The sequence below is a fragment of the Bradyrhizobium sp. Mp19 genome (assembly GCF_029952935.1).
GTDB lineage: Bacteria > Pseudomonadota > Alphaproteobacteria > Rhizobiales > Xanthobacteraceae > Bradyrhizobium > Bradyrhizobium elkanii.
Window position 1 is genome coordinate 45,877 of record NZ_JASAUT010000018.1, and the last position, 19,834, is coordinate 65,710.

The following is a 19,834-nucleotide window of genomic DNA, read 5'->3' on the forward strand; positions in this document are numbered from 1 at the left end:
CGTGTGTGTCATCACTTGTGTGCAAGTGTAGCACTTGCATACAAGTGATAAATGCGATAGGGATTGAGGATTGCCCCCTGGGAGGAGCCGCGCAGGCTTCCTGGCCATCGGCGGCGACCTCGCACCCCGGATCCGAGCATGTCGGTGACTGACAGCATGAGCGCCGTACGACCCGACCTCATCGAGAAGGTTACGGGGCGGGCAGAATACGTTACCGACCTCGTGATCCCCGGGATGCTGCACGGCTTTGTGGTTCGTTCGCCGGCTACTCACGCGCGCATCTCGTCGATTGACGCGAGCGTCGCCAGGTCCGTACCCGGCGTCGTCGACGTGCTCATCGGAGCAGATGTCGCCTCGTTCGGTTGCTGGGGTGTCGTGCTCAAGGACCGGCCGATCATGGCAATCGACCGAGTCCGGTATGTGGGCGAGCCGGTCGCCGTGGTGATCGCTGAGACCATCGAGATCGCCGAAGCCGCCGCGGAGCTTGTCGACATCGCGTACGATGAACTCCCTCATGCAACGACCATCCGTGAAGCGATGATGGCGGATGCGCCGCTCATCCATGAGCATCACGAAAACCTCGAAGACTTCTACTTCAAGGGCGGCGCCAGGCCGACACCGAACAGCAACATTTTTCACACTTACAGGAACAACGTCGGAGATGTCGACGCTGCGGAGGCGGTCGCGGCGTACGTTCACGAAGACCGCTTCACTTTTCCGGCGATCTCGCATTTCGCGATGGAGCCGCATGCGGTCATCGCCGACTTCCAGGGAGACTCCCTGACGGTCTGGGCAGGTGCGCAGACGCCGACCGCCGTTCAGAAGGTGCTGTCCAGGCTGTTTGGCCTGGTGCTGGCCAAGGTCCGCGTGATCGTGCCGTTCGTTGGCGGAGGATTCGGCGGTAAGGCCTCCGTCAAGATCGAGCCGTTGGTCGCTGCCGCGTCCTGGAAGGTGCGGCGCCCGGTTCGTGTCGCTCAATCCATGGCCGAATCGATGCTGACCTGTCGAAGGCTTGGCGCAGACATCACGATTCGAACCGCGGTCGACGCCAACGGACGGATCCTCGCGAAGAGCGCCAGGCTTCTGCTCGACGGCGGCGCGTATTCAGATACGGGCTCGGCGGTCGCCACGAAATCGGCAAATCGCATCATGGGGCCATATGTGGCGCCGAATCTGAGCCTCGAGGCATGTGCGGTCTACACGAACACCGTCCCGGGCGCGGCATTCCGCTCAATCGGCGGCCCGCAAGCCGTATGGGCCAAGGAATCGCACATGGACAATGTGGCTGCGGCAATCGGCATGGATCCGACAGAGTTCCGCTTGCTCAACTTGGTCCCGCGCGGCGAGCGCATCCGCCCCGATCTGCGCGCGCTCGACATGGACATGAGCGAGCTGATTGGCCGGGTGGCGCAATCGTTCGCATCGGAGACGAAGGCGTCCAATCGTCAGGCACGCGGATTGGCCGTTGCCGCAACCGATCCGGCGAACACGCCGATCAGCAATGCGATCGTGCGTCTCAAGATCGATGGGTCGATTCTCGTTTCAGTCGCGAGCATCGAGGTTGGTCAGGGTGCGCACGCGACGATGGCCCAAATCGCCGCGCAAACCTTGAAGCAGCCGGTTTCTGCGGTCACCGTCCTGCGCTCCGATACGGCGGTCGCCCCATATGATTGGGGTACCGGCGCGAGCCGCTCGACCGTCGTCGTTGGCCTCTCCGTCGAGAGCGCCGCTCTCGACGCGGCCGATCAGATTCTCGAAATGGTTGCCGAAGTCTGGGAGCTTCCCCGCGACGGCCTGTCACTCGTCGAAGGAGGCGTCTCGACCGGTTCGGAAGTTCTCACTTTCCATCAGATATTTCATCGCAGCCTGGGTGTCGATTCGGGAGAAGTCGTCGGCCGCGGCGCCATAACGCCGCGTTCAAAGAAGGGCTCCCTGGCCGAGTCACCTTTGTTCTGGGAGACATCCGCGGGTCTCGCAGAGATCGTCGTCGATGAAGAAACCGGCGAGATCCATGTTCCTCGGTACGCCAGCGCCGCCGACGTCGGTCGTGTGATCAATCGCGTCGCTGCGGAAGGTCAGGATGAGGGCGCCGCTGTCATGGGGCTCGGTCACGCGCTCTACGAGGCCCTCGAGTTCGAGGACGGGCAACCCGTCAACGCGACGCCGATCGATTATTCGATACCGCGGATCTCCGACGTGCCTCCCTCGTTCGACACGATACTTGTCGAAAACGGCGACGGCCCGGGGCCTGGCGGCGCCAAAGGAATGGGCGAGGGAGCAATCCTTCCAGTCGCACCGGCGATCGCCAACGCGCTGTTCTCCACCTACGGCATCCGAATCACCGATCTACCAATGACACCCGAAAAAGTGTGGCGCGCGCTACAGAAGAGGAGCTGAATTCATGGAATTCAACATGTCGATGGCGGTGCCAGCGACGCCGGCGCAGCTTTGGAGCACGCTGCTCGACGTTCCGCGCATATCAAGTTGCATCCCCGGGTGCGAAAGCGTCGAGGAAATCCAGCGGCTTGCAACCTACAAGGCGACCGTCAAGCAGAAGATCGGTCCATTCAAGCTCGAAGTGCCGGCTGACATCATCGTTGAATCGATCACCGAGCCGTCTCACGTGCGCACCCGCGCTACAGGCCGCGACAAGATCACAGGAACGCGGCTGGCGGTTGTCCTCGACGTGACCGTCACGCAGGAAGGGTCTGGTTCCACATTTGCCGTGGACGCGAAAGTCGACGTGCAGGGCCGGCTTGCGACCATGGGGTTCGGCATCATCAAACGCCGGGTCGATCAGAACTTCGAAGAGTTCGAGAAGCGGCTCAAAGAAATGCTGGGCGCGGCCTGATCATGCTGCCGTCACCCTTCCAATTCGAGCGGCCTTCGACGATCGCCGACGCCGTGCGTGCCGTCGGAGATTCTGGCGACGGCATGTTCTACGCCGGCGGGACCGAGTTGCTGCTCGCGATGAAAATGCGCGTCATCCGTGCGGACCGCCTCATCGACATCAAGGGCATCCCTGGGCTCGATTGCATCGCCGTCAACGACATGAACGAGATCGAGATCGGCGCGCGCTGCACGCACAAGAAGATCGCCGGCGATTCCGTCATCCGCGAGCACGTGCCGGCCCTGTCGTCGCTCTGCGCCGAGGTGGCGAACATCAGGGTCCGCAACGTCGGGACAATCGGCGGCAACCTGTGCTTCGGAGAGCCTCACGCCGATCCGCCGACGATGCTCGCGGCCCTGAACGCACGACTGGTGCTCGAGGGATCCAAGGGCGCGCGTGAAATTCACGCCGATGATTTCATCCGAAGCGAAATGGAAACTGTGCGCGAGCCTGACGAGCTGCTGAGAGTCATCGTGTTCCCGCGGCCGGCGGGACCGGTAACCTATCGCCGGTTCAAGCATGGTGAGAGGCCCTCAGTGAACGTCGCGATGGCCTGGTCACTGAACGCCGGCGGGAGCACGATCAGGAGCGCCCGTGTACGGGTCGGCGCGCTTGGTTCGCGGCCACAGCCTCTGACGGCCGTCGAAGATGCCCTCCGAAACGTAGCGGTAGCAGAGGCCCGTCGGGCGATTGAGACAGCTCTTCCCGCGGCGCTGGATCAGCTTGAAGTCAACGCGGATCGGCATGGCGGGGCCGATTACAAGCGTCACCTTGCAGGCGTGCTTCTTCTGCGTAACGCCGCTGAGGCGATCATCGCCGGCGGGAGCTGGCTGAAATGATACAGGTATTGGCCATCTCGTTCTCGTTGAACGGCAAGACGATCGCCGTCGACATCCCGGCCCATGTGCTCTTGATCGATCTCATCCGAGATCGTTTGGGCCTGAAGGGAACGAAACGTTCCTGCGACATGGAAGTATGCGGCGCTTGCACGGTCCTTCTCGACGGTGAGCCGGTCTCGAGCTGCACAACGCTCGCCGTCGATGTGGATCGGCGCGAGGTTACCACAATCGAGGGTGTGACGCCGCCAGACGGACTATCCCGGATCCAGGAGGCGTTCGTGCTTCATGGCGGTCTGCAGTGCGGCTTCTGCACGCCCGGGTTCATCATGGCGGTCACGGCGCTCTTGAAGACCACGCCACACCCGACAGACGCGGAAATCCGGCACTACCTGCACGGCAATCTTTGCCGCTGCACCGGTTACACCAAGATCTTCGAAGCCGTGAAGAGCCTCGCGATCCAGCAGGTCTCGCAGGATGCCGCTTGAATCCGCGCGAGACAGCGCAGCTACCTTCTGGAGATATCATGAGTATTGATCAGGTCAAAAGAACGAGTGTCCTTATCGCAGGCGCTGGCATCGGTGGTCTGGCGATGGCGCTATCGCTGCTTCGACGCGGCATCGATTGCGACATTTTCGAGCAGGCGTCCGAGTTGCGCGAGGTAGGCGCCGGCCTTTGGGTCTCCATGAACGGTGTGCGTGTTCTTCGCGACCTCGGCCTCACCGAGCAAGTCGAACAGAACTGCATCGCGGCAGAGCGACGTTCTATCCGGCTCTGGAACACGGGTGAAACGTGGTCGCTCTATAATCGGAGCTCCGACGCGGCCCGGAACCAACCCTATCTTCTGCTGCGCGCGCACCTGCTTAAGATCCTTGTCGACGGTGTGCGGCGATTGAAGGCGGACGCCATCCATCTGAACGCCCATGTTGTCGGGTTCAGCCAGAACGACGAGGGAGTTCGGGCGCGGTTCGCAGATGGCCGTGAGATCGAAGGTCGCGCCTTGATCGGCGCCGACGGCTCCCATTCGAAGGTTCGTACCGGGCTGATCGGCCAGATCGAGAGCCAGTACACCAATGCAATCGCCTGGCGTGGTCTTGTGCCGGTCGACCGCCTCGAGCCGCATCAGCGCGAGCCCGTGGTGTCTACCTGGATCGGGCCGGCCGCGCATGTCACGGCATATCCGGTCCGTTGGCAGAACACGGAATTGATGACGTTCTCGGGTCAGGTCGATCGCAACGACTGGCTCCTGGAATCGTGGTCGGAGAAGGGCTCTGTCGAGGAGTGCCTGAAGGACTTCCTAGGCTGGCATCCCGACATCATCGCGCTCGTCAGCAACGTCGATAGCCTTCACAAGTGGGGCCTGTTCGTGCGGCCTACGCTGGCTGGTTGGTCGCAAGGACGGGTCACGCTTCTTGGAGATGCCTGCCATTCGATGCTGCCGTATCTCGGTCAGGGAGTGAACATGGCGTTGGAGGACGCGTCCGTACTCGCCCGCTGCTTCGAGCAGCAGCCCGACGATCTCGCGAGAGCTTTCCAGACATACCAGAGCCTGCGACTTGATCGCACAACCAGGGTCGTGAAGTCCGCTGCCGGGATGCTGCCGATCTTCCATAACTCGGCGCTGTGCAAGGCCGAAACGGCGGGAGACTACATCAGGACCCAGTGGGCGCCGGAAGCCACGGCTGCTCGTTACGACTGGATCTACCAGTACGACGCGACCGCCGTTCCTCTTCATTGACATCTCTCCTCCACGAGCACCGGTGCACAACGATGATCGGCAAAGAGCAGCCCTGGGACGACGTAATACCGCTCGAAGAGCGCGAGACCTATGCCATCGCAGGGCTGGGTGGCGCGGCTGGATTCGGCAAGCGGCCCGCACTCCTGGTGATTGACGTGCAATACCGCTCGGTCGGTGACCGCCCGATGCCGATCCGCGAAGCGATCAAGCAATATCCAACCAGCTGCGGCGAGGCTGGTTGGCAGGCCATAACGCAGATTTCCGAACTGATGCGGTTGTTTCGCGGGAGACGATGGCCGGTGATATTTCCGCATGTCGCCTGCAAGGTCAGCCATGACCAGGGGGCATTCGCGGCAAAAATTCCGGGCATCATGCAAATTCCGCCTGAGGGCTACGACTTTGTTCGTGAGGTGGCTCCCGAGCCGGGGGAACTGCTGCTGCCAAAGACGCAGGCAAGCGCATTCTTCGGCACCCCGCTGACGACGTATCTCGTCGGGGCCGGGATCGATTCGCTGGTGGTGACCGGTTGCACGACCAGCGGCTGCGTCCGGGCGTCGGTAGTCGATGCGTGCGCGCTGAATTTCAAATCGATCGTGCCGAGCGACGCCGTCTACGATCGTTCGCCGACTTCGCACGCGGTCAACCTGTTCGATATTGCCAGCAAGTACGCAGATGTGATGCCGACCCGGGCAGCCATCGAGCGGCTCCGCGCGCTGGCGGATGATCGTAACAGGGATCGGCCGACATGAGTGTCGCCCCGGTATCCGGTCTGCTTTACGGCGCTCATGTGCGTGCGAACGGCATCCGCCAACATTACCTGCGGTTCGGCGGAGCCGGGCCCGCCATCGTCATCGTCCCGGGCATCTCGACGACTGCGGCACAATGGGAGTTCATCGCGGAACGCTTGTGCGTCGGATACGACGTATATGTGCTCGATGTCCGGGGGCGCGGCCTTTCCGAAAGCGGACCGCATCTCAATTATTCGCTGGATGCCTGCGCCTCCGATTTGGTTTCGTTCGCCGAGGCGCTGGAAATAGGCGCATATACCTTGCTCGGCCACTCCATGGGAGCCCGCATCGGCATTCGTGCCGCACGCTGGCGGCCATCGCCCATAAGACAGTTGATCCTGGTCGATCCACCGGTCTCCGGTCCCGGGCGTCGCGCCTACCCAAGTCCGATCGGACCTCTTCTCAAGCTGCTTCACAGCGCAAGCCTTGGGGAGGCAGAGGCGGCGCTGCGAAGTCCGTCCGCGCCGCGCTGGCCCGAAAGGCACATTCGGGCCAGGGCCGAGTGGATGCACACCTGCGATGAACGCGCCCTGGTCGAAAGCCACAAGGGCTTTCATCACGATGACATTCACAATGACCTCGCCAACCTCAGCGTCCGCACTTCGCTGCTCGTTGCCGGGAAGGGCGATGTCATACGTCCCGAAGATGAAAGAGAGATTCAAAGACTGCTGCCGTCCATCGTGATCAAGCGACTGGAGAGCGCAGGTCACCAAATGCACATCGACGACACGGAAGGCTTCCTTTCGATCGTCAATGACGTTCTCGGCTGACCGCTCAAGGCCGGTCGGAGGGTTGCGGATACATGCTTGGCAAAGAGGAGATGACCAGATGACCCGGCAACGCATCGATGTTGAAATGCTCGACCTCTTCAAGGCCGAGCTTGCACTTTGCAAAGTGAGGGAAGGCGAGGTCGTAGCTGTCCTGAGCGGCGGCGAGGATCAGTCGGAATATGCCCAGACATTCATGTTGGCTGCCCAGGGTCTCGGTGCGACAACCTTCCACCTCAATGTTCCCAAATACGGCCAGAGCAAGGTTGCGGGCCTGCAGGGTAGACACGCGCTGACAGGCAACCAGCCGGCGATCGACACGCTCAAGCGCGTGGATATGGTGATTGATCTTCTGGGTCTGCTGTTCTCGCGCGAGCAACTCGAAATTCAGGAAGCGGGCACGCGCATTCTGCGCGTAATGGAGCCGTTCCATATTCTCAAAAAGATGTTCCCGACCGAGGATCTCCGCCGGCGAACGGAACTCTCACGAACGCTCCTGCAGTCAGCCAGAACCATGCGCATCACGTCGCCGGGCGGAACAGATGTGACCTACGGATTAAAGCAGTATCCGGTCATTTCCGAGTACGGATACACCGATGAACCGGGCCGCTGGGATCATTTCCCGTCAGGCTTCGCTTTCACCCAAGCCACGGATGGTGACGTCAACGGAACTGTCGTTCTGATGCCAGGCGACATTCTCTGCGCGTTCAAGCGCTATATTCAGTCTCCGGTCACGCTGACCATCAAGGACGGCTTCATTGTCGACCTCGAGGGCGAGGGGACCGACGCAACGCTCATCAAGAACTATATCGACAGTTTCGGCGATCGGCGCGGATGGGCAATCTCGCATATCGGGTGGGGATCAAATGAGCGCGCCGACTGGCACCACATAGCTGCATCTCAGCAGCTCGCGTCGGAGCATATCATGAACGCCCTTTCCTTTTATGGAAACGTTCTGTTCTCGACGGGACCGAATACCGAGCTTGGCGGCACGAACGACACGCCGTGTCATCTCGACATCCCGCTCCGCGGCTGCAGCCTCTGGCTCGACGATGTTCATATCCTCGACAAGGGTGAGTTTGCCTATTCCGAGTTGAGGGCACCCGGCCGCTAGGCCTCGCCCTCCTGATCAAGACCTGGAGCCGCATCCGCGGTTCCCAATAACGCGGAAAGCGTTTCGGCAACGACCATCCACTGTCCAGCTCTTTCAATGGGAAACGCATTGCATGTCCAAAACCCTCTCAGGCGCGGAAGATTACACGGCCAGGCAACGGTATTCGATCATGATCTCGGCGATGCTGGGATACATTCTCGACTTCTATGATGTCCTGATCTTTCCGTTTCTCCTGCCCGCGATCCAGCGGTCGATGTCGCTATCGTTGACAGAGATCGGCTCTCTGCAGGCCCTGACACTATTCGGATCGGCGATCGGCGGGGCTCTGTTCGGCGTCATCGGTGATCGCCTTGGCCGGAAGACCTCGCTTCAGCTCACCATCGCGCTGTTCTCGGTCGCGGCGATCATTTCCGCGTTCGCATGGAATTACTGGTCGCTTGCGGTGCTGCGCTTCATCACCGGCATCGGTCTTGGCGGCGAGTATGGCGTTGGCATGGTGCTTTTCAACGAGGCCTGGAAAAAGGGCAGCCGAGGCTTGGGTGCAGCTGCGCTTCAGGGCTGCGCCGTGATCGCATCGTCCACGGCTTCGATCGTCGGAATCTGGCTTATCGCGACGTTCAGCGACGAGTGGAGCTGGCGCATCGGCCTGCTGAGCGGCGGAGTGCCGATCCTGCTGATCATCTTCATTCGCTTCTTCATGCCTGAGTCGAAGATCTGGCTGGAGTACGAGGCGCAACGCAAGGCCGGTCCGGTTGTGGCCGCGGCCCGCACTCTTCCCCTTGCAGACTTGTTCCGCAATGGTCTGGCGCGGCAGACCGTCACTGCCTTCGTGTGGCTGATGAGCTACATGCTGTGCTACTACAGCGTAGTCTCCTTCATTCCGACGCTGTTGCTCCGGGACATGGACACGCCGGGCGACGTCGTTCGCACCACGGCCGTTCTTCTTTCCGTGGTCAGCGGCATCTGCTACCTCGCCAACGGCTTTTTCAACGACAGGGCTGGCCGACGGTTCGGTGCTCTCGTGCCGGCCTTGTTTTGGGTCGGATCCCTGGTTGGCATGGCGGTGTGGGGAAGTCAGCTCTACGCCGGCTCGAAGACCGAGTGGCCGATGTTCTGGCTCTATATCGGTTTCGGTATTGGCAACGTTGCGCTCGGCGTGACGGGCGTCTGGATCTCGGAGCTCTATCCGGTCAACCTGCGCGCAACGGCGGTGTCCACATTCTATATGGGCGGCCGCGGCCTTGGCAGCATCGCGCCAGTGATCGTACCCCTGGCGGCTGCTCATTTCGGCGGAAGCCTGCTGAACGGCATGGTCGCCGTAGCCCTTCCTGCCGCAGCTACTTTCATTCTGGCTTCTCTTCTGCTTCCCGAAACGCTCGGTCGCGATCTGTCCGCGAAGGGCTTCAAGGCCGACGCGGAATCGGAGCCTGCGATGAAGGCTGCGCCGGTCTCGAGCGTATGATGCACCCGTGAAATGACGCGCAGCCGGCGAGATGAGAGCTTGTCGCGCTCATCTCGTCGGCTCGGCGCGGAAGATGCAATCCGTGACTGGGCCGTCGATACGGACAAATGACGTCTGATCGAGACACGCACACCAGCGAATCAAATGTTGGCCGGCACCGTCTTCTTCATGCCTGCCGGTGCGCCGGTGGCAGGTGTTGTCGACCGGCCGATGCGCAGCGTCCTTGCAGACCTTGTTGCGGCCATGCAATAGAACCGCGTCGGCAATCTGGGTTTCCACAGCGTGGTGATAAGGACGTATCGTCCGGAATTGACGACGTCCGACGTGTCAGCCGCGACCTTCAGATCGGCAGGTCAAGTTGCGGCGCCGCATCGTCGCCTTGTAAGGACGAAAGCGAAACCCCCAACAGCCGGACTGACCTGGAAAAGGGTATCTTGTTCTGAAGCAGCGCGATCGACAGTCGTTCGAGTTCCGCGCGGCTCGAAACCGCGGCAGGTACCGACCTGCTGCGCGTAATGATTTCGATGTCGTTGAACTTTACCTTGAGGGTCACCGTTCGGCCACGCGCTGCCTTGTCTTCGCAGTGCCGCCAGACCTTTTCGATCAGTGGCTGCAGTTCGGCGGCCAACGTTTGGAATTCGGTCAAATCGCTGGAGAAAGTAGTCTCTGCGCCGACCGACTTCCGAATTCGATCCGCGCGGACCTCACAATTATCGACGCCCCTCGAGATCCAATAGTAGTACGCACCGGCCTTGCCGAAATTGGCCTGCATGAATTCGAGCGACTGACCCGATCACACCTTAGTCGCGGCTGTTACCGACGTTGCCTTCTTGCTGGATTTGTTCGGCACATGGCAAGACGAGTGGGACGACAAGACGGCTGGTGGCTTTGTCGGCTTTACCACCATGACCGTGCGCGCGAATGGAAAGATAACGCGCTCGAGATATCCGTCGGTGTCGACCTTGTAGCCCTTGATGATGTCGTCGGAATCAACTTCTTCGCCGGTGTCGGCGTCGACCTTCAGATATTTGATCTGGTGGCCGGTCTTCTTGTTGATCTGGTTGAAGCTGATCTTGTCGGATTCAGAGGTCGCCGGGAACAGTGCAATGGGACACGTCACCAGCGATAACCGCAAAAAGCCCTTCCAATTGGCGCGCGGCGCCATACTCAAACAAACTCCACTACACTGAATGGTATCAATATAGGACGCCGGTCAGCGAAGTGGAGTCTGCGCTAGCAGTCGGGGCAGGCATCTCCGATGCTGCGCAGGACCTCCTGACACTCTTCCGGCGTGGCGCCCGGGAAGGGCCGGTTCCACGCCGCCTCGCGAGCCCGGTTCCGCGCATCGAGGTCGGTGCGATCGAGGGCATGACCGTGGTGCTCGCACTCCCTGACGGCTGGTGCTCGATCAGCATGCCGAGCGCCCAGCCTTCGAGGCTCCGATAGGCTGGACGGGCGGCTTGCTGCGGCGGGCGATGTTGCGCATTGGGCTTCATGGTGTGGTCTCGAATCAACCGACACCGCCAGTTATAGCACCTGCGTCAACGGGCCCTTCCTCGTGCCAAAACTTATGCCCGCTATGTAGGTTAGGAACCGAAGTCATTGAGTCGTTGTTCCCGATCTGCCGCAACGAAACTGCGGCGCGATTGGGAGGCCTGAAATGGCAAAGAAAGCGAAGAAGCAGAGCGCGCGCGGTCGCAAGCAGGACCGTACGCGCGTCGCTGGCGGGCAGCAGTGCCCCGGCTCTTGCCCCCGAAGACCCGGGGCACACTCGCGATCAGCGCTCGGTTTGATCGGGTTCACGGCGTCGAGCCTTGGCATGAACGCAGCTCTCGCTGGGGCGCGCCGGCTAAACTCACACCGGCCGAATCCTCTTTTTTAGCTTTCGATTGATGAGCATCTCGGCACGTCGTCTTGCCAGCTCAGGCAGCCTGGTTCGAACGGTACTGCGTATTGTTTCTCCGTCCATCTCAATGGTGATTTCGAATTGATCATCGTATCGCCGTGTCACTTTGAACGTGACACCTCTATGAATGAAAGTGCTTGGCATGACCGCGATTTAGCAAGCTCGGTCCAGTGCCTGCACCGGGAAGCTACGGGAAATCGTCCCGCTGCAGGAATAGACCTATGCTAAAAAAGCGGAATTTTCTCCTGTCAGGATTCACACGCGTTATTTTCGGACCGGGCGTCGTTTGGGATGATCCGAACAACGGGCAGGTAATTTTCATTCCGTATTTTTTCGGCCCTAGTAACGACGATCGTTGCTACTCGGTGGACAGCGGTCGGCGATCCAGCTTGGCCCCAGCATGATCCGGATGCTGGGGCCACTTCTTCAGGGTGAAGTGAGGCGGCTTTGTCGCCCCCTCACTGTCGTCACCAATCGGTTCTTAGTTGATAACGATGCTTCAATCTGAACGCCGCGGCTTCCGCGGCGTGCTGGATTCGGTTGAGATCGGCGCCGTCCCTGACCGTCGCATGAAGACTCCAATCCGCGCTCGCTGGAATGACTTCCACATGGCACACATATTCACCGCCGGGAAAACTGCGAATCTCGCGCAGCGCGATCAACTCCAGGTCCTTCACCGATATTGGCGTTCTCATGCCGTCTAAGCCTTGCCGCCCACGTTGCCTTGAACGGTAACTGATCAGGCCGCTTGGGCTGGCCGAGCGAGATCAGCAAGCAGCCGTTCCAGGTTTCGCTTCTCTTCTTCGATCCTTTTCGCGAATGTCTCCCGCTCCTGTTCCGATTCGGCTGTGTCCAACAAAAACTGATAGTGACTAATTACCTTCTGGCTTCCACGTATCAGAAATTGCGTACTCATGGTGAGGCCCCTTCCGATCGACTGGCTGTGCCGCCGAGTGGTGGCCGTTCATGGACGAGAAGGGGAATCTGAGCCGCCAGACTTTCCATCGCCGACGATTCCTCGGACAGACGTCGTTCGATAAAGTTGCGCTCAAGGTCGCTCAGCTCTGTGCTGAGTAGCCATCGATACCGCTGGATGTTGTTGCGATGCGCCCGAAGCTGTTCGAGCTGGCGGTCGACGATCTCGCGCTTTTCATTTGTCGAGACCTGCCGGGCGCACCAGCGGGCTTCGATCCTGTCCACGATATGTTTCGGAAGGTTGAGGTCGTTCATGTCACCCTCCTAAGCGGCTAGCGGACGCGCGGTGGAGCGAAGACGACGGGGTTTACCTCCCGACGGATGATGAGGATCGCTGTCGAGACGGCATAGGGCGTCGAGAATAGCCTCCAGCCTGACCGGTGATCGTAGATCCCGTGGCGCCCGTAAGCCTGGACGGCACGGAACCGCGGCAGCGTCAGACGCCCATGACGCCAAGAGAGCGCGTTTTTCTTCCGTGGTCAGGGACAGATCCGCCAGGACATCTCGGGGATGACTAAACCGCGCCTCTTTGCGGTCAGATACATTCAGGGAAATGACATTCGCGGTCGTCGGCCGCATGTTTGCCTCCGTTCCAAGACGAGAATTGGATGATCGAAGCCGCGTGCGGCAGATCCGGACGCGGCTTCGCGGCTGTCAGGCTGCAGCGGACTCGAGCTGTTGCGGCCGGCTCGGCTGCGTCGCGTTGATTGCGATCCGCCGCGGCTTCATGGCTTCCGGAATTTCGCGCGCCAGCTCGATCTTGAGTAGACCGTTGTCAAACGCGGCGTCCTTCACCAGAACATGGTCGGCCAAGCTAAATTGCCGTCTGAATCGGCGGGTCGAGATGCCTTGATAGAGGTAATCCCGGTCCGCCTTTTCGACCTTGTTGCCTTCGATCGTCAGGACGTTCTGCTCAGCGGTAACGGAGATCTCGTCCGGGGAGAAGCCGGCGACCGCGAGCGCGATCTGGTAGCGGTCATCCGAAAGTCGCTCGATATTGTAGGGCGGGTAGTTGTCTTCGGTGGCTCGCTGGGCCGTTTCGGCCAAGTCGAAGAGGCGATCGAATCCAATTGTCGACCGGAACAAGGGAGAGAAGTCGTACGTGCGCATAGCCAAATCCTCCAAAGAGCAAGATGGGTATGAGAAGCACCGGACACGACCGGCGCCCGTTTGCCTGGACCCGATTGGCGTCCAGGGCGCCGGCCTCCTTAACGGTGACCTGCGCGAAAAAGGAATTAGAACGCGATTTGGCGGTGTCAAGAACGTCCAAGCAAAAAAATGCGCAGCGGATAATCGGCCTTTGCGCCTTTCAGGACAGCGCGTCCGTCGGTGCAGCGCTGGATGCGTCGGCCCTACTTAGGGCTGCGACGAACCGATGAATGTATCCGGCGGCAGGTTGTCTTTGAGCAACCGGATAGATTCAGCCGAAACCCGGAGGGCCGCATCAATGATGTGCCCGTCTAGCCGTTAATCGCTGTAAATGCGATTGATGACGCGCTGATCGGCCATGGCCGCGCTCCCTCGTTCAAACAGGCGGCAGAACTCTTGGTCTCTCAGCCACCGACGCCCACGGGCAGAGCCCTGGCCGGTGACGATGAGATAACTCCACGTCACGGGTTCCCTGCAGGAGCTAAAGCCAGAGCCCCAGCACTCCGGCTGGGGCGTCTGTGTTCACAGTAGCCAAGCAACGCTGGCGACGAGCGCAACAAATGACACCGCCGCTGCGCAGACAAAGGCAAGTTCAACGGCGTCGAGGTGTTGGTTAGCCTGCATGTTAGATGGGGACCCGTGGACCGGATGACATTAGCCATGCCGTCAAGTGCGCGGTGGCCTCTTCCTGCCGCGCCTTCCTCAACAATACCTCACGCTCTCGACCGGGGGGAAGTTTCTTCGCCCGCTCGCGTAGGTCTTGGGCTTCTCTGAAAAGACGTTCTTCAAGGGGAAAAATCTGTTTAACCCGGCGTCGTCGCTTCATGGCTCCTCTCTCCAACGCTGACGATCCTGCCCTAAAAACGGAATCAAGAAGCACATTGAAGCCAGAAAGTTCCAGGCTCGAGGGGCGCATAAGTCAGCGCGGAAGAACTTAGACACTTGTCAAGTTGAGGTAATCCGCGATGGCATCTCCAATGTCGATCGTTGTTCGTTACAATGACATCGCGCCTCATGGAGCGCTGGCAATCGGGACGGCTTCGGCGTCACGCCGCCTGGCCCCGGAAGATGCGCCGCTGCCGTCCTGGTTGCGAAATCGCAAGCCCACAGCACAACGCCGACCGCTTGAAATGCTTGCGGTCGGCGCTGGCTTAGCCCCAGGAAGGAATGCAAAATCCTGACAGATGTAAGTATGTGCGAGACGCTGCCACGTTTCGCGACTAACAATGGGTAATCCGAACGAGCAGAAATCGGATCTGGCAGCCAAGCAACCATTGCGTCGGTTAGCCCTTAAAGTGCGCTCATAACTCATCGCAAACGTCGATGGGCCGGTGGTCCGAACAACCGGCGCCCATGCTCGCCCGTTGATCTCGCCTAGGCGGATAGCAGCGTTTTGCGGCCAACATGCTGCGGGGATTAACGTGCGTTATTTCCGGCCCGTGCCAACTTCTGCAATCCGTGATGGTCGTTGGATTGATGCTGGAGAGGGTTTTGCCGTAAGCGCTTAGCCGGGACCCTTGCTTCAGGATTGGGAAGGCTGTGCGAAGAAGCCTCCGGCTTGGACGGAGGTTGGGATGGGATTGGACAGCAAAAAGGACGTCCATTTGGACGGCCCGTCGGGGTCGGTGAGCCGGCTGGAAGTTCTTGAAGGGCCGTCGGGGCGCCGCGTGCGTTCGGAAGCTGAGAGAGCCCGGATCGTCGCCGAGAGTCTGTTGCCCGGTGCCTAGGTGTCTGAGGTTGCGAGCAAGCACGGGGCGACGCGCTGGCAAATCTACGATTGGCGACGGCGGTTTCGACAGCGAGGCATGTTGTCGCCGTGCGAGGCGTCTCCACCGACTTTTGCGCCGCTGGTTGTGGAAAATGGAGGAGCGTCAGGTTCCGGCGATCAGGCTTGAGATCGCGATCGGTGATGTCGTGCTGCGGACGGATACGGCCATTGATGCCGAACAGCTATCCCGGGTGATCCGTGCGGTGCGAGCGTCACGATGATCGCGGCCGGAGCTGATCTGAAGATTTACGTTGCCACGCGGCCGATTGACTTCCGCTGTGGCCACGATGGGCTTGCGACGGTCAGGCGGCCTCAGTTGGTGGCCGCTTCCACCTTCATCAAACGATGTCCCGCGGACCCCGGGCTTTTGCGTAGGAACCACTCGGGGTTGAGCGGCTTGTCGTGTAAATTTCATCTGGAGGCACGCCATGAGCAAAAACAAGACCCTGCAGGACCTTTTCCACGACACCCTCAAGGATATCTATTTTGCCGAGAAGAAGATTCTGAGCGCGCTCCCCAAAATGGCCAAGGCTGCAAAAAGCGACGAACTGCGCGCCGCGTTCGAGAAGCACCAGGAGGAGACCGAAGCCCAGATTGAACGTCTCGAATCAGTTTTCACGACGATCAAGGCTCGGCCCCAGGGCAAGACCTGCGATGCCATCATGGGCATTCTCGATGAGGGAAAGGAAATCATGTCCGAGTATAAGGGCGCGGCTGCTCTCGATGCCGGTCTTCTCGCCGCGGCCCAGGCGGTCGAGCATTACGAGATCTCCCGTTACGGCACGCTTATCACATGGGCGGACGAGCTCGGCCTCGCCGATGCCGTCAAGCTTTTGAAGGAAACACTGGCGGAAGAGAAGAAGACGGATCAAACGCTGACCAGCCTCGCCAAGAGCGTCGTCAATGCCGAGGCCGAAGCGGCCTGATGCGGACTGGGGATTATTGAGATCGCGGCTTCAATAATCCCTACGACCTCATTACGGTGCTGGAGAGCCCGAAGGCCCGCAGTGCCTTGCGGGAGGAAGCGGCCATGGCGAAGAGTGCCAAGAAAACGAAGAAATCGAAAAAGCGCCGCTAATCGAAAAGCTCGAGCAGCGACGTCGAAAATGAAATGCGCCGCTGCTAGAAGGGCACCGCCAAGAGTGGACGCGGCGGCAAGGGCGGGAAAGTGAGGAGCCGAAAACAGGCCATCACCATCGGCCTCTCTAAGGCCCCAGGTCGTCGGCCTGTCCGACGCGCAAGTCGACCAGCTTCTAATTCGCGCAAATGCCCTGGTCTGATCGGGCCGCAGCACAAAAACTAAAATGACTAACTTGGGGAGAGAGGCTCGATTTACTCACCGCGTCGATGTGATTGACAGGTCTTGTTCGGAAGCGCGACACTTGCCCTAAGGGCGGTCGTGCGGTGGTTTGCAGTCATGAAGATGCTTACGGAATACTTGGATCGAGCTGTTGAGTTCGAGCGGTTAGCAGCCTCTGAAGAGAATGAAGCGTTCAGATCAGTGCTGTTGAGGCAGGCTGCTGCGTACAGACATTTGGCAGAGAAGCGCGCCGAGCAATATGGCTTGCCGAAGCCCAGTGCTCCTGAGGTGTTGCAACGCTTCCGCTCTTAAATGACTACGGGTGAAGCAGGAACAGCAGGCGCTGCCGCTCTTGTTCGAGTTGGCTCTGGTTGTTGCGCAGCGTCTCAAGCTCGCGCTGCATACCGGCCTTTTCGTGATTCTGTCGCTTCAGTTCAACAAGGCGTGCCTCGCATTCAGCCAGCTGACGCTCTCCCTCGACTACCTGACGTTCGATCTCCCGCAATTGATCTATGATACTTTCTCTAAACATCGCTTCACGCTGCCAAGTGATGCCCAGCAAGATATGCATCTAGCAAATTAGAAGTTCCTAGCTTCCGCTCCGCTACTCGGCACGACGGTCGGTGACCTTCTCGCTCTAGCGAACCCCTCGCTAAAGGCGCTTTCTTCCGAAATAAAGGATTATCACTATGACCAGCGCTGGTTTCTGCGAGCGCTATCGATTTGCATGGCATCTCCCGTGCCTCCGTTTGACCTGATCGTCTCGGCCGAGGTCACCAGCGAAGCCTGGTATTCGAAGCATCTGCGCTGGCCGACCTGGGTCGGCGAACAGTCCGGCGTGACGATCGACTGCGGCTGCGGGGAAGCACGCATGAGCTGGGTCGTCGCAATCGTCATGCGCCTGGCGGGCCTCGCCGGCGTGAACCTCTCGCCATTTGCCGCCGGCGCGCTGTTCGCCGGCAGCCTGGCTGTCGTCGCCGGCGGCGCTGCGATCGCCGGCGGCATGCATCTCTACAACGCCGGCTTTATAGCGCGGCCGATGCCAAGTGCGAGGCGGCCCATGTCGCCGAGCAGAATGCACAATTGCAGGCGCGACTCGCGGAAAGGGACCGCCAGCTCGTTTTCGCCAAAGCCCTGCAGCAGCGCGACGCCAAGCGTGCTGCGGCAGCCGAGGAGCAGCTCAGGACCAACCAGGGGGCAATCGATGCAACGCCGGCTAATTCTAACAAGTGCTTTACTTGCGACATGTCTCGCCGGGTGCGTGGCGTCCGGTAGCGTCGACAAGCTGCAGCCTCCGCCTCCGGACGCGCCGAACATTCCGCCGATGCCGGCGGACGTCGCGGCCTGCGAGCGCGCGCCGGTCGATACGCCGGATCGCGATCTCGACGCCGGCGAGATCGAGCGGCTCTGGAAAACCGACCGCGCGGCGCTGGCAAAGGTCAATGCCTGCCTGCGTCGCGCCGTCTGCCAATAACAGGACGTCCGCGAGGGCATCGGCCGCGTCGAGGCCGTCGCCTGCGACAGCTCGGCGCCGGCGGAAAAGCCGTCGCCTCGGTTCGGCCTGTTCAAGCGAAAAAAGGCGAAATGAGCGGCGACGAAACAGCCGGCGTAAATGCTGCCTTGCTTCAAATGGCCGCCAAGATCGGCGGGCTCGAGTCGACTGTCTCGACGCTGCTGCAGACCTGGCAGCGGATGGAAGAGAAGGCCTCGGAGGGCCGGAAGGATCTGCATCAAAAGGTTGAGGCGTTGCGGGCCGACGTCACGACGATGGGCGCGCAGATCTCGACGGTGACCAAAGACATCGCCGAGATGAAGCCGACCGTCCAGGCCGTCCAGAACGTTCGCGTCCAGGCGGCCGGCGTCAGGAACGTCAGCCGCTGGCTCTATTGGGCCGCGGTCGGTTTGACCGGCGGCGTCGTCTGGGTCGTGAACAACTTCGTCGACATTCACGTCAAGCACTGATGGTCACGTGCGATCGCTCCTCCTAATCGGGGTCTTGATCGAAACCTTTGGGGAGGCGAGGGATTTGCCCATCATCAGCCTTATTGCAGGCGGGACAGGGCGCGCCGGCGCCGCCGCAAGTGCACGCGTGCGGACCGGTCCAGGGCTGGTCCTGATGGTTCTCACAAACCCATCTTGTGTCGTCGCAAAAAATGCAGCAAGGCTTGCTCATAGATCTTCTCGCACGCCACGAAAGAATGGGTGCCGCACCTTGCCCTCGGCGGATTTTGCGCGGTACTCGATCTCGGCCAGCACCTTCGGCTCAACCCAGATCGCCTTGTGTGCGATGCGCTTGGTGTAGGGCTGCGTCTTGCGGATCAGCGGCGTCAGGCGTTTGCGGAGATCGGCGGCCGACGCCTTGTCAAAGCCGTGGTCGACCTTGCCGGCATAGATCAACTCGTCGCCCTTGCGTCGGCCGACATAGATGCCGTCCCAGTCATTGCCGTCGAGCGCAAAGCCCGCGATGGTCAGGGTCTCGCGCTGGGCGCAGGTTTTCTTGACCCAGTCCCGGCTGCGGGTACCGATCGGATAGACACTGTTTGCCACCTTCGACACCACGCCCTCGTACCCGAGCTTGCAGGCGTGGGTGAACATCTTGGGGCCGTCGACCTCGAAGCTCTCGCTGAACTGGATAGCGGTGCCGGCGATCAGCTTTTTGAGCACTGCCTTGCGCTCGACCAGCGGCAGCTTCCGGAGATCACGACCATTGAGGTACAACAGGTCGAAGGCCACCATCACGATCCTGGTCGACTTGCCCCGCAGCTCGTTCTGCAGCACGGAGAAGTCGGTCGTGCCGTCTGCCGAGGGAACGACGATCTCGCCGTCGATGACGGCTGACGATGCGGAAATGTGCCAGGCGTCGTCGGCAACCTTCTTGAAGCGTTTGGTCCAGTCGTTGCCGCGCCGGGTGTAGATCTTCACCTCGTCATGGGCGATGTGGGTTTGAATCCGATAGCCGTCGAACTTGATCTCGTGGATCCAGCGTGTGCCGCTCGGTACCTTCTCGATCGGCGATGCCAGGGCCGGCGCGATGAAGCCGGGAAAGAGCGCCTTGGTTCCGATCGCCTCGGGCTTCCTACGCTGAAACGCCACAACGCAACTCCACAAACAATGAGCTGATTCAAACTGGCGCAATCGCAA

General features: G+C 60.5%; 17 protein-coding genes and 3 pseudogenes. 14 read left to right on the forward strand and 6 right to left on the reverse strand.

Going from position 1 to position 19,834, the window contains the following annotated elements:
* Positions 1–138 precede the first annotated feature (138 nt).
* The 9 genes from QJT82_RS20520 to QJT82_RS20560 all read left to right on the forward strand — a co-directional run bounded on the left by QJT82_RS20520 (position 139) and on the right by QJT82_RS20560 (position 9,595).
* On the forward strand, positions 139–2,397 hold the full coding sequence (locus tag QJT82_RS20520; protein ID WP_080686848.1) for a xanthine dehydrogenase family protein molybdopterin-binding subunit: 2,259 nt from the start codon (positions 139–141) through the stop codon (positions 2,395–2,397).
* Positions 2,398–2,401: 4 nt separating this feature from the next.
* Positions 2,402–2,851: an SRPBCC domain-containing protein gene (locus tag QJT82_RS20525; RefSeq protein ID WP_016840497.1), complete on the forward strand. Its 450-nt coding sequence runs from the start codon at positions 2,402–2,404 to the stop codon at positions 2,849–2,851.
* A 2-nt stretch (positions 2,852–2,853) separates the two neighbouring features.
* Positions 2,854–3,729 carry an FAD binding domain-containing protein gene (locus QJT82_RS20530; RefSeq protein ID WP_028342740.1) on the forward strand — a complete coding sequence of 292 codons (876 nt, stop codon included), beginning with the start codon at positions 2,854–2,856 and terminating at the stop codon, positions 3,727–3,729.
* Positions 3,726–4,214: a (2Fe-2S)-binding protein gene (locus QJT82_RS20535; protein WP_035632293.1), complete on the forward strand. Its 489-nt coding sequence runs from the start codon at positions 3,726–3,728 to the stop codon at positions 4,212–4,214. Before QJT82_RS20530 ends, QJT82_RS20535 begins: the two co-directional genes overlap by 4 nt.
* 38 nt (positions 4,215–4,252) lie before the next feature.
* Positions 4,253–5,464 carry an FAD-dependent monooxygenase gene (locus QJT82_RS20540; RefSeq protein ID WP_028342742.1) on the forward strand — a complete coding sequence of 404 codons (1,212 nt, stop codon included), beginning with the start codon at positions 4,253–4,255 and terminating at the stop codon, positions 5,462–5,464.
* Positions 5,465–5,496: 32 nt separating this feature from the next.
* Positions 5,497–6,213: an isochorismatase family protein gene (locus QJT82_RS20545; RefSeq protein WP_028342743.1), complete on the forward strand. Its 717-nt coding sequence runs from the start codon at positions 5,497–5,499 to the stop codon at positions 6,211–6,213.
* Entirely contained in the window at positions 6,210–7,022 is an 813-nt protein-coding gene (locus QJT82_RS20550; protein ID WP_028342744.1) for an alpha/beta hydrolase, read from the forward strand. The genes QJT82_RS20545 and QJT82_RS20550 overlap by 4 nt, the downstream gene beginning before the upstream one ends.
* Positions 7,023–7,080: 58 nt before the next feature.
* On the forward strand, positions 7,081–8,133 hold the full coding sequence (locus QJT82_RS20555) for a hypothetical protein (RefSeq protein WP_028342745.1): 1,053 nt from the start codon (positions 7,081–7,083) through the stop codon (positions 8,131–8,133).
* 169 nt (positions 8,134–8,302) lie between these two features.
* Complete coding sequence (locus QJT82_RS20560) at positions 8,303–9,595, forward strand: MFS transporter (RefSeq protein WP_080686853.1); 1,293 nt, start codon at positions 8,303–8,305, stop codon at positions 9,593–9,595.
* Between the two features lie 340 nt (positions 9,596–9,935).
* On the opposite strand, the pseudogene QJT82_RS20565 reads toward QJT82_RS20560, so the two are convergent.
* From QJT82_RS20565 to QJT82_RS20585, 5 genes and pseudogenes are all read right to left on the reverse strand, one after another.
* Positions 9,936–10,382 (reverse strand): annotated as a pseudogene (locus QJT82_RS20565) (DNA polymerase IV); the annotation flags it as partial.
* A 150-nt stretch (positions 10,383–10,532) separates the two neighbouring features.
* Positions 10,533–10,760: pseudogene (locus QJT82_RS20570) on the reverse strand (Ku protein); the annotation flags it as partial.
* A gap of 1,208 nt (positions 10,761–11,968) precedes the next feature.
* Positions 11,969–12,178 carry a hypothetical protein gene (locus tag QJT82_RS20575; protein WP_245288817.1) on the reverse strand — a complete coding sequence of 70 codons (210 nt, stop codon included), beginning with the start codon at positions 12,176–12,178 and terminating at the stop codon, positions 11,969–11,971.
* 235 nt (positions 12,179–12,413) lie between these two features.
* A complete protein-coding gene (locus QJT82_RS20580) occupies positions 12,414–12,731 on the reverse strand; it encodes a hypothetical protein (protein ID WP_155258649.1) in 318 nt (105 codons plus the stop codon).
* 399 nt (positions 12,732–13,130) lie between these two features.
* Entirely contained in the window at positions 13,131–13,586 is a 456-nt protein-coding gene (locus QJT82_RS20585) for an Hsp20 family protein (RefSeq protein ID WP_028342751.1), read from the reverse strand.
* Positions 13,587–15,821: 2,235 nt separating this feature from the next.
* Here QJT82_RS20585 and QJT82_RS20595 point away from each other — a divergent pair.
* From QJT82_RS20595 to QJT82_RS20615, 5 genes and pseudogenes are all read left to right on the forward strand, one after another.
* Positions 15,822–16,319, forward strand: coding sequence for a DUF892 family protein (locus QJT82_RS20595; protein WP_028342752.1), 498 nt, complete (start codon positions 15,822–15,824; stop codon positions 16,317–16,319).
* A 212-nt stretch (positions 16,320–16,531) separates the two neighbouring features.
* A pseudogene (locus QJT82_RS45615) lies at positions 16,532–16,696 on the forward strand (DUF6496 domain-containing protein); the annotation flags it as partial.
* 319 nt (positions 16,697–17,015) lie between these two features.
* Positions 17,016–17,276: a hypothetical protein gene (locus QJT82_RS20605; protein ID WP_028342754.1), complete on the forward strand. Its 261-nt coding sequence runs from the start codon at positions 17,016–17,018 to the stop codon at positions 17,274–17,276.
* 156 nt (positions 17,277–17,432) lie between these two features.
* Positions 17,433–18,167, forward strand: coding sequence for a hypothetical protein (locus tag QJT82_RS20610; RefSeq protein WP_028342755.1), 735 nt, complete (start codon positions 17,433–17,435; stop codon positions 18,165–18,167).
* A gap of 110 nt (positions 18,168–18,277) precedes the next feature.
* Positions 18,278–18,655, forward strand: coding sequence for a DUF1515 family protein (locus tag QJT82_RS20615; protein ID WP_028342756.1), 378 nt, complete (start codon positions 18,278–18,280; stop codon positions 18,653–18,655).
* A gap of 207 nt (positions 18,656–18,862) precedes the next feature.
* On the opposite strand, the gene ligD is transcribed toward QJT82_RS20615, so the two are convergent.
* Complete coding sequence (gene ligD, locus QJT82_RS20620) at positions 18,863–19,786, reverse strand: non-homologous end-joining DNA ligase (RefSeq protein WP_028342757.1); 924 nt, start codon at positions 19,784–19,786, stop codon at positions 18,863–18,865.
* Between the last annotated feature and the right edge of the window lie 48 nt (positions 19,787–19,834).